This window comes from Pinisolibacter sp. DMC19, assembly GCF_056313985.1.
In genome coordinates this window covers 108,041-121,739 of sequence record NZ_JBQUZF010000006.1, presented here as the reverse complement: position 1 = coordinate 121,739, position 13,699 = coordinate 108,041, and the positions used below count along the sequence as shown (strand labels likewise).

8 protein-coding genes and 1 tRNA gene are annotated in these 13,699 nt (G+C 69.2%); 4 read left to right on the top strand and 5 right to left on the bottom strand.

All coding sequences use genetic code 11. The features are described from left to right. Positions 1 to 63 precede the first annotated feature (63 nt). On the bottom strand, positions 64 to 1,548 hold the full coding sequence (locus ACT53U_RS15530) for an ABC transporter substrate-binding protein (protein WP_476156570.1): 1,485 nt from the start codon (positions 1,546 to 1,548) through the stop codon (positions 64 to 66). Positions 1,549 to 1,912: 364 nt separating this feature from the next. Here ACT53U_RS15530 and pdxR (ACT53U_RS15525) point away from each other — a divergent pair, with 364 nt between their 5' ends. Further along, complete coding sequence (pdxR, locus tag ACT53U_RS15525) at positions 1,913 to 3,436, top strand: MocR-like pyridoxine biosynthesis transcription factor PdxR (protein WP_476156568.1); 1,524 nt, start codon at positions 1,913 to 1,915, stop codon at positions 3,434 to 3,436. 95 nt (positions 3,437 to 3,531) lie between these two features. On the opposite strand, the gene ACT53U_RS15520 is transcribed toward pdxR (ACT53U_RS15525), so the two are convergent. Continuing rightward, positions 3,532 to 4,335 (bottom strand): ferredoxin--NADP reductase, encoded by an 804-nt coding sequence (locus tag ACT53U_RS15520; RefSeq protein ID WP_476156566.1) that lies wholly within the window; start codon positions 4,333 to 4,335, stop codon positions 3,532 to 3,534. Between the two features lie 15 nt (positions 4,336 to 4,350). Beyond that, on the bottom strand, positions 4,351 to 4,998 hold the full coding sequence (locus ACT53U_RS15515) for a pyridoxamine 5'-phosphate oxidase family protein (RefSeq protein WP_476156564.1): 648 nt from the start codon (positions 4,996 to 4,998) through the stop codon (positions 4,351 to 4,353). Positions 4,999 to 5,126: 128 nt separating this feature from the next. Here ACT53U_RS15515 and pdxR (ACT53U_RS15510) point away from each other — a divergent pair, with 128 nt between their 5' ends. Next, positions 5,127 to 6,590 (top strand): MocR-like pyridoxine biosynthesis transcription factor PdxR, encoded by a 1,464-nt coding sequence (gene pdxR / locus ACT53U_RS15510; RefSeq protein ID WP_476156562.1) that lies wholly within the window; start codon positions 5,127 to 5,129, stop codon positions 6,588 to 6,590. A 132-nt stretch (positions 6,591 to 6,722) separates the two neighbouring features. Continuing rightward, the gene (gene glyA, locus ACT53U_RS15505; RefSeq protein WP_476156560.1) at positions 6,723 to 8,015 is read left to right on the top strand and encodes a serine hydroxymethyltransferase; all 1,293 of its coding nucleotides are present in this window, start codon (positions 6,723 to 6,725) and stop codon (positions 8,013 to 8,015) included. 134 nt (positions 8,016 to 8,149) lie between these two features. Here glyA and ACT53U_RS15500 read toward each other — a convergent pair. Continuing rightward, positions 8,150 to 8,239: transfer RNA gene (locus ACT53U_RS15500), tRNA-Ser, on the bottom strand. A gap of 98 nt (positions 8,240 to 8,337) precedes the next feature. Beyond that, positions 8,338 to 11,361, bottom strand: coding sequence for a putative bifunctional diguanylate cyclase/phosphodiesterase (locus tag ACT53U_RS15495; protein ID WP_476156557.1), 3,024 nt, complete (start codon positions 11,359 to 11,361; stop codon positions 8,338 to 8,340). 404 nt (positions 11,362 to 11,765) lie between these two features. Here ACT53U_RS15495 and htpG point away from each other — a divergent pair, with 404 nt between their 5' ends. Then, positions 11,766 to 13,652 (top strand): molecular chaperone HtpG, encoded by a 1,887-nt coding sequence (gene htpG, locus ACT53U_RS15490; RefSeq protein WP_476156554.1) that lies wholly within the window; start codon positions 11,766 to 11,768, stop codon positions 13,650 to 13,652. Positions 13,653 to 13,699 lie beyond the last annotated feature (47 nt).

Genomic DNA, 13,699 nt, shown 5'->3' with positions numbered 1-13,699 from the left:
CGGCAATGCGGGAATGCGAGGGGGAGCGCCGGCCGTCGGCCGGCGCCCTCGGGCCTCGGGGGATCAACCCCACTTGTCGGCGCCGCTCGCCTTGCGGATCGGGTCGGCGAGGTTCTTGGTCAGCGCCAGCCAGGACTTCTTGACCTTGTCCTTGCCGATGCGACGGGTGATCCGGTCGAAGGCGCGCGAGGCGTCGTCGAGCGCCTGCTTCGGCTTCTTCTCGCCGGTCATGCAGGCATGGATCTCCTTGTCGAGGGCGTCCTGGTATTCGAAGCCGCCCGGCAGGCAGAAGTCCGGCACCGTGTTGACCATGTTGTCGTAGAGCGTCTGCAGATACTCCTTGGAGTAGGTGTCGATCAGACGCTGGGTCGGCGCCAACATGTGGTTGGTGCGATAGGGGTCCGAATAGCCGCCGAGATAGGGGATGGCGTCGGCCGAGATGGTCGGCGAGGTCATCCACTGGGCATAGGCGTAGGCGAGTTCCGGATTGGCCGAATACTTGGACACGGCATAGCCGTAGCCCCAGCAGAACAGGCCGGCGTGGAGCAGCGTGCCGTCCTTCAGCTTGTCGGCCGGCATCACCGTCGCGGCGATCTTGCCGGAGGTGGCGGGACCGGTCGACGGCGCCTTGGAATACTTGTAGCCCGACGGCCAGACGATGTTCATGAAGCCTTCGCCGCGGCCGAAGGCGTTGTAGTTCGACGACCACGTGAAGCTGAACGCATCCGGGTGGAGATACTTGTTGATCTTCAGCATGTCGTCGAGGACGGCGAGACCCTCGTCGGAGTTGAAGGTCGGGTTCAGCTCCTGGTCGAAATAGAGGCGGCCCTTGGAGATCAGGCGCTGCATGAACATCCACTTGACGTAGTAGCGCGAGCGATACTCCAGAGCGCCGAAGAACTTGTTCGCCGGGTCGTGCATGAACTCGGCGAGATCGTAGTACTCGCTCCAGGTCTTCGGCACGGCGAGCGCCCGGCCGTACTTGTCGGCGAAGGCCTTGGCCTTGGCCGGGTCCTTGATGTGGTCGTCGCGGCACAGGAGCGTGATCTGGTCGCCGTCGCACAGCAGACCGGCGACGCGGCCGTTGTAGAGCTGGGCGTGGTGGCTGGCCGGGAAGGTGACGCCCCATTCCTTGTCGAAGAGCTCGGGGTCGTACTTCTGGGTCCAGTCGGTCAGATCGTAGATGACGCCGGAGTCGATCCAGTCGGGATAGGACATGGCGGTCGGCATCATGATGTCGTAGCGGCCGGTCTTGGCGACGGCCTCCTGCATGCCCTTGGTGTGAACCACCTCGTCGGGCTCCTCGATGAACTCGAGGGTGATGCCCAGCTCGTTCTTCCACTTCTCGACATAGGGCGTCATGTTGCCGATCGAACCGGTCGGGATCAGCAGCGTCAGCGTCTTCTTGGTCGCCTTGGCGGCGGCCTGTTTGGCGAGCGCCCAGGCGCGCTCCTCCGGTCCGGTGATCGCCGCATAGGCCTTGGTCGCGCCCAGCGGTGATTCCACGATCGTCGTCGCCACCACGGCGGAGACGCCGAACAGCGACATCGACCGCAGGAAGTTTCGGCGGTTGAGCTCACCGGATTCGAACCGGCCGCAAAGATCAAGGATCTCGGTCTTGTTCCGTCTCATGGCATCCCTCTGGATGGCCCGGAGGCCTCTAGTGTCGCGTCGGCGCAAGTCGGCCAGATGTTCTGACCAACAACGAAGGGTGTCGAGACAGTAATGCCTCGAGTATGGAATGAATTTCTTTTGACGATGGATCGTTGCATTGCCGAGTTCGTCAATGCTATCGTCGATAGGATGCTACGAATGGATTGGCGAGGACGTCAGGTCCATTTTGTTTTTTTCGAGGGTACCAATTTCGGCACCGCAGCGACTTGGGAAATCTGGCATATCAGAGGTTGAAGTGATGTCGCGTACATCGATCACCAGTGCTCTGATCTCGCTCGAGATCGACAAGGGCGGCTCGACACCGATCCATCGCCAGATCGCCGACCGCCTGCGCGAGGCGATCGGCGCCGGGCGCATCCCCCAGGGCATCCGCCTGCCCTCGACGCGGGTCTTCGCCGAAGAGCTCGGCGTCTCCCGCAACACCGTGCTCCAGGTGTTCGAGGCGCTGTCGCAGGAAGGCGTGCTGCAGAGCCGGGTGGGGGCCGGGACCTTCGTGGCGGGCAGCTTCGCCGACGCGACGGCGGCGCCGGAAGTGGTGCCGGATGCGCGCGGCCGTGTCGCCGGCGGCTATCCCTTCCGCTCGCTGTCGCGCCGCGGCCGCAACCTCGTCCAGTCGTCGACCGGCGAGTTCTCCGAGCGCCCGACCACCTTCATGCCGGACCTGCCGGACCTTCGCGAATTCCCCATCCGCACCTGGCTGCGTCTGCTCAACGAGACCTCGGGCCGCCTCACCGGCGAGATCCTGGCCGACTCCTCGAGCGCCGGCTACGAGCCGCTGCGCCGCGCCATCGCCCAGTATCTGGCGACCTCGCGCGGCATGACCTGCGACTACCGTCAGGTCATCATCACCACCGGCTCGCAGCAGAGCCTCGACCTCGTCTGTCGCCTGCTGCTCGATCCCGGCGATCTCGTCTGGCTGGAGGAGCCGGGCTACGTCGGCGCCCGTGCGGTGATCGCCGCCAACGGCGCCGTCTGCCGCGCCGTGCCGGTCGACGACGACGGCATCCGCATCGACGAGGCGATCGCCCGCCTGCCGGTGCCGCGGCTGATCTTCACCTCGCCGTCGCGCCACTATCCGCTCGGTGCGACACTGTCGATGGAGCGGCGCGAGGCGATGGTCGGGGTGGCGCGCAACGGCGGCTCTTGGATCGTCGAAGACGACTACGACCACGAGTTCCGCTACGCCGGCAACGCGCTGCCCTCGCTCTTCGCCCTCGACGGCGAGCATCGCACCATCCACATGGGCACCTTCTCGAAGATCCTGCTGCCGTCCTTCCGCCTCGGCTACGTCGTGGTTCCGGCAGACTTCGCCGAGGCCTTCGCCCGCGCCCGCGCGGTGGTCGACCGCCACGCCTCGCTGATCGAACAGATGGTCCTGTCGGAATTCATGCACCGCGGTCTGCTCGCCGCGCACATCCGCCGCATGCGCGGGCTCTATCGCAGCCGTCAGACGCAGCTGGTCGAAGGGTTGCGGACGATCTTCGGCCCCGAGGTCCACTTCGCGGCCACCGACACCGGCACCCACGTCCTGCTGCCCTTCGCCGACGGCGCCGACGATCGCCGCGCGGCACGGCAACTGGCGTTGGGGGGTGTCGTGGTGCGGCCACTGTCGCCCTATTACGCCGGCCAGCGACGGCGACAGGGCCTGCTCTTCGGCTTCTCCGCCTTCACCGGCCACGAGATCGCCGAGGGACTGACCCGGCTGGCGCGGCTGGCGCCGGAGATCGCGCCGGACATCGTCTGCACGCGGGTGCCGTCATGAGCCGGCCCGATGCCGATCGTGCGGCGGCAAAGCAGCAGTTCGAGCCCCGTCGCCGCCCCTCCTCGGACGGCGACGGGGCGTCTCGTCGTGCCGGCTCAGGCGACGAAGGCGCGTTCGATCGCGTAGTCGCCGGGGGCCGAGGCGGTCCCCTCGCGGAAGCCGAGCGCCTCCACCGTCGCCCGCGTCGAGGCGAGGAAGGCCGGCGATCCGCAGATCATCACGCGATCCTCCGCCGGCGAGAGGGCGGGGAGACCCAGCCAAGCCGCCAGCCGACCGTCCTCGATCAGGGTCGGAACGCGGCCCTGCAGCGCATGCGGTTCGCGCGTCACGGACGGCACGAAGCGGAAGGCCGCGCGGGCGATCTCGCCGATCAGCGGATCGTCGACGAGCGCGTCGGCGAGGTTCTGCGCGAAGGCGAGCTCGGCGACATGCCGGCAGCCCTGCACCATGATCACCTCGTCGAAACGCTCGTAGACCTCCGGGTCACGCACCAGGCTGGCGAAGGGCGCCGCGCCGGTACCGGTCGACAGGAGATAGAGCCGCTTCGCCGGCGTCAGGGCGTGTGCCACCAGCGTTCCCGTCGGCTTGCGGCCGAGCAGGACGCGGTCGCCGGGCTCGATCTTCTGCAGACGCGAGGTCAGCGGCCCGTCGGGCACCTTGATCGAGTAGAACTCGAGCGTGTCGGCCCAGGCGGGGCTGGCGACCGAATAGGCGCGCATCAGCGGGCCGGTCTCGAGCTCCAGGCCGATCATCACGAACTCGCCCGAGGCGAAGCGGAAGCCCGGCGGCCGGGTGACGACGAAGGAGAACAGCGCGTCGGTGTAGTGGGTCACCGACAGAACGGTCTCCACCGTCGCCGCCGCGGCGACGCGGCGGGACGACTTGTCCACCATGTTCATGGGGAAACTCCTCGGTCAGCCGATCTTGAAGGCGAGGACGTCCTCCGGCATCTCGACGCCGGGCAGGTTGCGCGGGTCGGCGACCGGCGCGTCGATGCGGAAGCCGACCGGAACGATACCGGCCCAGGCGGGGAAGGCGTAGTCGGCCTCGTCGTCCTCGGGCTGGCCGGTGCGCACCTTGGCCGAGGCCTCGGTGATCGGCAGCGACATCACCGTCGTGGCCTTCAGCTCCTGCTCGGTGACGGGGCGCAGACGATCCCACTGGCCGGGCACGAAGCCGTTGACCATGCGCGCGAGCTGGTGACGCTTCTCCTCCGGGTCGGTGATCATGGTGGCGGTGCCGAAGATCATCACCGAACGGTGGTTGATGTTGTAGTTGTAGGCCGAACGCGCCAGCACCAGACCGTCGATGATCGACACGGTGACGCAGACTTCGTGTTCCTTGGTGGCGCGGATCATCCGGCTGGCCGAGGAGCCGTGCCAGAAGATGCGGTCGCCGTCGCGCCACTGCAGCGTCGGGGTGACGATCGGCTTGCCTTCGTGGATGTAGCCGACGTTGCACAGCGGCATGGCGTCGAGGATGCCGTGGACGGTCTCGGCATCGTATTTCGCCAGCCAATGGTAACGCTTGACGCGGGTGCGGTCGCTCGGGGCCTGGGTCATGGTCGACGTCTCCTGGGATGTCGGGTCTCGATGCCCCTCGATGCCGTGGAAGCCGCCGACGGCATAGGTCCGCCACGTGGCCTTCGGATGGGACCACCCGGCGGAGATCTTTCGGGGAGGGTGCGGCCATGATGCCCATCCCGCTCGACCGCGCGGCCGACGTGTCGCTCCAGGAGCAGATCTACCGCTACATCCGCGACCGGGTGATCGACGGCACGCTGGCCACCGGTACGAAGGTGCCGTCGACGCGCGAACTGGCGATCGATCTCGGCGTGTCGCGCAACACCACCGTGCTCGCCTACGACTGGCTGGCGGCGGAGGGCTACATCGAGACGCGCTCGGGCGCCGGCACCTTCGTCGCCCGCGTGGTGCCGGACCACATGGCCGCGCCGGTGCCGCCGCCGCCCGTTCCCGCCGCCGTGCCGGACGAGGCCACGGCCGGGCCCGTCGTCGCCCCGTCGCTCAGCACCGCCGAGGCCGCCCGCCCGATCTTCGACTTCTGGTACGGCCGCCCCGATCCGCGGCTGTTCCCGGCCAACGTCTGGCGCTCGCTCGCGGTGGAGGTGCTCGGCGCCTGCGCCAGGGGGCTCACCGACTACGGCCCGATCGGCGGCGATCCCCGCCTGCAGAAGGCGATCGCCGACCACCTCGCCGGCGCCCGCGGCATCACCGCGGCGCCGGAGCAGGTGATCGTCACCACCGGCGCGCAGGAGGCGCTCAATCTGGTGGCGCGGCTGTTCCTCGGCGACGACAGTGCCGTGGTGGTGGAGGAGCCGGGCTATGCCGCCGCCGCCCAGGTCTTCGAGGCGCACGGCGCCTGCGTCCATTCCGGCACGCTCGATCGCGACGGGCTCGACCCGACCGGCCTGCGCGGCATCCGCCCGCGCCTCGTCTACGTCACGCCGTCGCATCAGTTCCCCACCGGCGCCGTGATGAGCCTCGCCCGCCGGCGGGCGCTGGTCGATCACTGCAACCGGCACGGCGGCCTCGTCGTCGAGGACGACTACGACGGCGAGATCGTCTTCGACCGGCCGCCGATCGCCGCCCTCGCGGCGCTCGACCGGCTGGAGCGGACGATCTACATCGGCTCCTTCTCCAAGACGCTCGGCAGCGGCCTGCGACTCGGCTACGTCGTGGTGCCGCGCCGCTTCGTCGCCGCCGCCCAGGCGACCAAGAGCCTGATGAGCTACGGTCAGTCCTGGCTCGATCAGCAGATCCTCGCCGAGTTCCTGGCGAGCGGGCGCTATCGCCGCCATCTGCGCCGTCTGCGCGTCGCCTATCGCGCCCGACGCGATGCGGCCGTCGCAGGGCTGCGCAGCGTCTTCGGCGCCGATCTCCGCATCTCGGGCGGCGAGGGGGGCCTGCATCTCTTCTGCACCCTGCCCCGCCCCGGTCCGGACGCCGCGACCCTGGCGGCGGCGGCGCGCAGCGTCGGCGTCGGGCTGCATCCGGCGTCGATGTGCGGCGTGCGCTCGTCCGACGCCGATCTGCCGCGCTCGCTGGTGGTCGGTTACGCCACGCTGACACCGGAGGAGATCGGCGAGGCCTTCGCCCGCGTCGGCCGGGTGCTGCGCGGGCTGACGAGCGCCTGAGGGCAGTGGTCCCATCCGGATCGGCGGAGCGGACCCATGGCGGACGGGTTGTGGGCCTTACAACCCGCGCTCACCGCCTCTCGCGGCACCACGTCGGCACGCAGTGCGAGAGGCCAGACCCGGGAGCCCCGCATGACCCTCGCCCGCCCGATCACGCCCGCGCCGCGCGTCGACTTCGCCGTCGGTGCCCGTCCGCTCGGCGAAGCCGATGCCGCCGTCCTCGCCGCCATCGAGGCCGAACGCACCCGCCAGTGCGACGCGATCGAACTGATCGCCTCGGAGAACTTCGTCAGCCGCGCCGTGCTCGAGGCCCAGGGCTCGGTCATGACCAACAAATACGCCGAGGGCTATCCGGGCCGGCGCTACTACGGCGGCTGCGCCAACGTCGACGTGGTCGAACGCCTGGCGATCGAACGGGCGAAGGCGTTGTTCGGCTGCGCCCATGCCAACGTCCAGCCCCATTCCGGCAGTCAGGCCAATCAGGCGGTCTATCTCGCCCTGCTCTCGCCCGGCGACTGCATCCTCGGGCTGGATCTCAAGGCCGGCGGCCATCTGACCCACGGCGCCGCCGTCAACATCTCCGGCCGCTGGTTCGACATCGCCGCCTACGGCGTCGATCCGCAGACCCATCGGATCGACATGGACGAGGTCGCGGCGGTCGCCCGGGCGCGGCGGCCGAAACTGATCGTCGCCGGCGGCTCGGCCTATTCGCGTGTGCCCGACTTCGCCGCCTTCCGCCGCATCGCCGACGAGGTCGGGGCACGGCTGATGGTCGACATGGCGCATTTCGCCGGTCTGGTCGCCGGCGGCGCCCATCCCTCGCCCTTCCCGCACGCCGACGTCGTCACCTCGACGACCCACAAGACGCTGCGCGGCCCGCGCGGCGGCCTCATCCTCACCGACGACGCGGCGCTCGCCCGCAAGATCGATTCGGCGATCTTCCCCGGCCTCCAGGGCGGGCCGCTGATGCATGTGATCGCCGCCAAGGCGGTGGCCTTCGGCGAGGCGCTCGAGCCGTCCTTCGCCGACTACGCCCGCGCCGTCGTCGCCAACGCGCGTGCGCTGAGCGACCGGCTGGTCGAAGGCGGTCTTGAGATCGTCTCCGGCGGCACCGACAACCATCTCGCCGTCGTCGACCTGCGCCCGTGGGGTCTGACCGGCAACGTCGCGGAGAAGGCGCTGGAGAGCGTCGGCATCACGCTCAACAAGAACACCGTGCCGAACGATCCCGAGAAGCCGACGGTGACCTCGGGCATCCGCGTCGGCTCCGCCGCGGGCACCTCGCGCGGCTTCGGCGTGGCGGAATTCCGCGAGATCGGCGGTCTGGTGCTCGAGGTTCTGGAGGCGACACGCTCGGGAGGCTCGACGGCCGATCCGATCGAGCGGGTCCGCGACCTGAGCCGGCGCTTCCCCCTGCCCTACTGACGCGACACGGGAGGCCGAACCGCCCCGGTCTCCCGTTCGCACGGCACGCCGACGCACCCGTGCGACGGGGACGTGTCGGGACCATTCGGCATGGGAGAGAGAAACTCGGAAAGCCCATCCTCGTCGAGGGCTTCTGGCGGTGAGAGAGGGATTCGAACCCTCGATACGCTTTCACGTATACACGCGTTCCAGGCGTGCGCCTTCAACCACTCGGCCACCTCACCGCATTCCCAAGAGGGAAGCGGGGCCTTCATATGCGATCGAAGGCCGGCTGGCAAGACGCTCCGAAGTGCCGCCGAAACCGACGCGACGACCGGTGCGATCAGCGCGCGGCGCCGGCGCGGACCGCGGTCGTCGCCGTCTGGACGGAGGCTTCGGCGGCGAGCAGGGCCGGGACCTCGCTCTCGCGGACGGCGCGACCGAACAGCCAGCCCTGGAACTGGTCGCAGCCCTCGCGACGCAGGCGCTCGCACTGCAGGACCGTCTCGACGCCCTCGGCGACGGTGGTGATGCCGAGCGACGAACACAGGCTGGTGACGGCGCGCACGATCGCGGTCGAATCGGCGCTGTCGCCGATGTCCTGCACGAAGGACTTGTCGATCTTGACCTTGTCGAAGGCGAAACGCCGCAGGTAGCCGAGGCTCGAATAGCCGGTGCCGAAGTCGTCCATGGCGATGCGGACGCCGATCTCGCGCAACTGGGCGAGGGTGGCGAGGGTGGCGTCGGTGTCGGCGAGGAGCACGCCCTCGGTGATCTCGAGTTCGAGCCGATCGGACCGGAGCCCCGACCGGCCGAGCGCGCCGAGCACGTCGAGCGTCAGCGCGCGGCGGCGGAACTGGATCGGCGAGATGTTGACCGCGACCCGGAGCCGCGACGGCCAGGTCGCCGCCACCCGCGTCGCCTCGCGCAGGGCCCAGGCACCGATCTCGCCGATCTGGCCGGTCTCCTCGGCGAGTTCGACGAAGTCGAGCGGCGAGATCAGGCCGCGCTCGGGGTGCTGCCAGCGCAGCAGGGCCTCGAAACCCTCGATGCGGCCACTCACGGCACCGACCAGCGGCTGGTAGTGGAGCTCGAACTCGCCCCGCTCGATCGCCGAGGCGAGATCGCTCTCCAGCGCCCGGCGTTCGCGCATGCAGGCATCCATGCCGGATTCGTAGAAGCAGGGCGCGCCGCGGCCCTCGCTCTTGGCGCGACCGAGTGCCAGATCGGCGTGGGACAGCAGCGCGTCGACCTCGGCGCCGTCCTCGGGCGCGACCGCGATGCCGATGTTGGCGCGCAGGACGATGCGGTTGCCGTCGATCTCGTAGGGGCGGGCGATCGCCTCGTCGATCCGGCGGGCGAGGTCGCCGACCTCGCGGGGATCGGAGAGACCGGTCCGCAACACCGCGAATTCGTCGCCGCCCAGCCGGCCGACGATCACGTCCTCGGCGACGCAGTCGACGATCCGTTCGGCCACCAGCACCAGCAGGCGGTCGCCGACGTCGTGGCCGTAGGCGTCGTTGACGGTCTTGAAGTGGTCGATGTCGATGTGCAGCAGCGCGACGCGGCGGTCGGGACTGCGCTCGATCAGCGCGGTGGCGAGGCGGGCGGAGAACTCGGTGCGGTTGGGCAGGCCGGTGGTGGCGTCGAAGCGCGAGAGGTGCTCGATCTCCTCCTCCGCCCGCCGACGCGCGGTGATGTCCTCGTGGGTCACCGCGGCGCCGCCGTCGGCGGTCGGCGAGGCGGTGATCACGACGATCCGGCCGTCGACGTATTCGTAGACCTCCTGGCGCGACCGGCCCTCGGCGACGGCGACGCGATAGAGCGGTTCCTCCATCTCGCGGGCGCAGGCGCCCATCGCCCGGCAACGCTGCATCAGCGGCTGCAGCGGCGCGCCGACCACGAGCTCGCCGGGACGGAAGCCGTACATCGACATGAAGGCGTCGTTCCACACCACCAGGCGCTCGTCGGCATCGACGAGATAGAAGCCCTGCGGCATGGTGGCGATCGCCGTCTGCAGCCGGTCGTACTGGCGCGAGATCTGGGTCCGGCTGTCCTCCTCGAGGCGCCGGCGGGCCGAGCCGAGCTCGGAGGCCAGCCGCGCGAAGGCCCGCGCCAACACGCCGAACTCGTCGTCGCGATGCAGCAGGCCGCCCGGAAGGGGGCGCTCGAGGTCGTCGTGGCCGTGGACCTGAGCGACGTGGCGGGTGACGCGATCGAGCGGCACGGCGATGCGCCGTCCCATGTCGCCGGCCACCCCGAGTACCAGGAGGAAGAGCACCAGTGACGTACCGGCGACCACCGTATAGGCCTCGCCGGTGCTGGTCACCACGTCCTGTCGGGCGGTCTCGTCGAGCCTGCGGGCCGTCGATTCGAGCGCTCGCACCGCCCGGAAATAGTCGTCGTCGATGGTGCCGAGCTCGTGGCGCAACGACATCTGGTCGTCGCGCAGGGCGATGCGGGCGCGCTGGAGCGCGATCATGCCGCGAGGGCCGACGACCAGGTCCTCGATGTCGTCCTGGACGGCGGCGAGTTCGGTGTTGTCCGACCCCAGGCCGATCTCGTTCATAACCGGTGCGAGATCGCGGATGTCGGCGTCGAGACGGGTGAGCCTGTCGCGTCGGCGACGTTCGAAGTCGTCGAGGGCGATGCGCGTGGACAGGGCGCCGACGTAGTCGCTCCACGTGCCGAAGCCGCTGAATTCGGCGAGATCGCCGCGCAGGCGCGACAGGGCGGCGAAGCCCGGCAGCAGGCGAAGCGCCCCTTTCGGATCGATGGCGCGGCCTTCGCCGTCGCGCAGCGCACCGGTCGCCCGGGTCTCGAGTGCCGCGACCAACTCGTTCGCCCGCGTCAGGTCGACGACGACGCCGTCGCCGGCGATGTCGACCTGATTCTGCAGGGCCGAATCGCGGCGGCAGGCGGCGAGGACCGAAGAGGCGATCCGATTGAAGCGCTGTTCGGCGGCGGCGATGCGTTCCAGGTCGCGCGCAGCGCCGACCATCGCCGCGCGATCGGTCAGCGAACGGGTGATCCGCTCGGCGGCGGCCTCGAAGGTCCGCAACTCGCCCTCGGCGGCGTCGACCCCCAGGCACTGCTCGGCGGCGGTCCGCACCGAAGCGCGGACCCGGCGGCCGGCATGGGTGATCTCGAGCACGTCGGAGAGCAGCGGCGCGGTGACTTCGGATGTGCGATGCAGCGTCGTCGCGATGATGTCGACGTAGCGCAGGCCGAGGCCGCCGCTGGCCAGCAGCATCACACCCATGAAGGCCATCGCGAAGGTCAGGCGGGTACCGAGCCGGTGCCGGAAGGGCACGCCCTCGGCCGCCCCGCGTCCACTCGCCCTCACCATCTCGCGATACTCGCGCATCACTCGTCACCAGACCGTCATACGAGGAGCGCGACGCTCGCCGGGAGCGAGCGCCGAAAGTCCCCCGATCGTCGGACCGGCCCATGCCGATCGACGACCCTTCGTCGGCCGCTAACATGCTTGTAATCGTATTAACAAGTGATTGCTGACCAATGCTGTGAGGGCACTTCAGAATGACGCCCCGTCATCAGGAGAATTGGACAGAGTCTACTTGTGGCGTCCTGTCGCACCCCCGGCATAATCAGACGAAAGCCGTAGAGGCCGGGTGGCGGCGGATGCCGCGCGACCGAAGCGGTCGGCCGGGAATACCCTCTTGAAAGACGCCGCCGCTTCGCCGATATCGACGATCGACGGGCGCGTCGCCCTTTTCCATCGAAGACACGACGAAGACGAACGGTATCAAGATGACCGAGACCAGCGTTCACCCGACGGAATCTCATGCCTTCAAGGCCGAAGTCTCGCGACTCCTGCATCTGATGGTGCATTCGGTCTATTCCAACCGTGACATTTTTCTGCGCGAGCTGATCTCCAACGCGGCCGATGCCTGCGAAAAGCTGCGTTATCTCGCCATCGAGACGCCGGCGCTTCTCGCCGAGGACGGCGAGCTGGCGATTTCGCTCGCCGTCGACCCGGAGGCCGGCACGCTGACGGTCGCCGACAACGGCATCGGCATGGGCCGCGACGAACTGGCGGAGAACCTCGGCACCATAGCCAAGTCCGGCACCCGCGCCTTCCTCGAGGCGGCCGGCGAGGCGGGCTCGAAGTCGTCCAACCTGATCGGCCAGTTCGGCGTCGGCTTCTATTCGGCCTTCATGGTGGCCGGCCGCGTCGTCGTCACCTCGCGTCGTGCCGGCTCGTCCGAGGCCTGGACCTGGACGTCGAATGGCATCGACGGCTTCGAGCTGACGCCCGCCGACGAGGCCGACGCCCCGGCGCGCGGCACGGTGATCCGGCTCGAACTGTCCGACGAAGGCCGTCCCTACGCCGACCGTGCGACGATCGAACGCATCGTCGAGACCTATTCGGCGCATGTTCCGGTGCCGATCCGCTTCCTCGAGCCGGGCAAGGACGCGGCGGCGCTGTCGGACGGCTCGGCGCTGTGGGCGAAGCCGAAGTCGGAGATCACGCCCGAGGCCTACAGGGAGTTCTACGGCAACGTCTCCGGCCAGTGGGACGAGCCGGCGCTGACGCTGCACTATCGCGCCGAGGGTCGGCACGAATATTCGGTGCTGATGTTCGTGCCGTCGATGAAGCCGTTCGATCTGTTCGACCCGGCGCGCAAGGGCCACGTCAAGCTCTACGTCCGCCGCGTCTTCATCGCCGACGACGTCGATCTGTTGCCGCACTGGCTGCGCTTCGCCCGCGGCGTGGTCGACAGCGAGGATCTGCCGCTCAACCTGTCGCGCGAGATGCTGCAGCACAATCCGGTGCTGGAGGCGATCCGCAAGAACGTCACGACGCGGCTGCTCTCCGAACTCGCCAAGACGGCGGAGAACGACGCCGACACCTTCGCCAAGATCTGGGACGCCTTCGGCGCGGTGATGAAGGAAGGTCTCTACGAGGACGCCGACCGGCGCGACGAGCTGTTCAAGATCGCCCGCTTCAAGACCACGACCTCGGGCGAGGGTACGCGGACACTCGCCGACTATGTCGCGAGCCTCAAGGAGAACCAGACCAAGATCTTCTACGTGCTGGCCGACGACGCGGCGCGCGCCGAGGCGAGCCCGCATCTGGAAGGCTTCCGCGCCCGCGGCATCGAGGTGCTGCTCCTGACCGATCCGGTCGACGCCTTCTGGGTGCGCACCGCGCTCGGCTTCGACGGCAAGCCGTTCCAGTCGATCACGCAAGGCTCGGCCGATCTCGACGCCATCCCGCTGGCGGAAGAGGCCGAGAAGCCGACCGAGGCGGAAGCCGACGGCGTCGCGGCGCTGGTGGTGCGGCTGAAGGAGGTTCTCGCCGAGGCGGTCTCCGACGTCCGCACCTCGACCCGCCTCGCCTCGAGCCCGGTCTGCCTCGTCGCCTCCGAGCACGGGCCGGATCGCCAGTTCGAGAAGATCATGGCGCGCCATCAGGGCGCCTCGCCCTTCGACAAGCCGGTGCTCGAGGTCAATCCGCACCACGCCCTGGTCGCGGCGATCGCCGCCAAGGTCGGCTCCGACGACGCGCTGGTCGAAGATGCCGCCCATCTGCTCTTCGGTCAGGCGCGCATCGCCGACGGCGACGTGCCGGCCGATCCGGCCGACTGGGGCCGTCGTCTGGCGCGCGTGATGGAGAAGGCGCTCGGCGCCTGAGGTGGTCGATGCGGCGGGGCCTCGCGTCCCGCCGTCCGGCCGGTCGT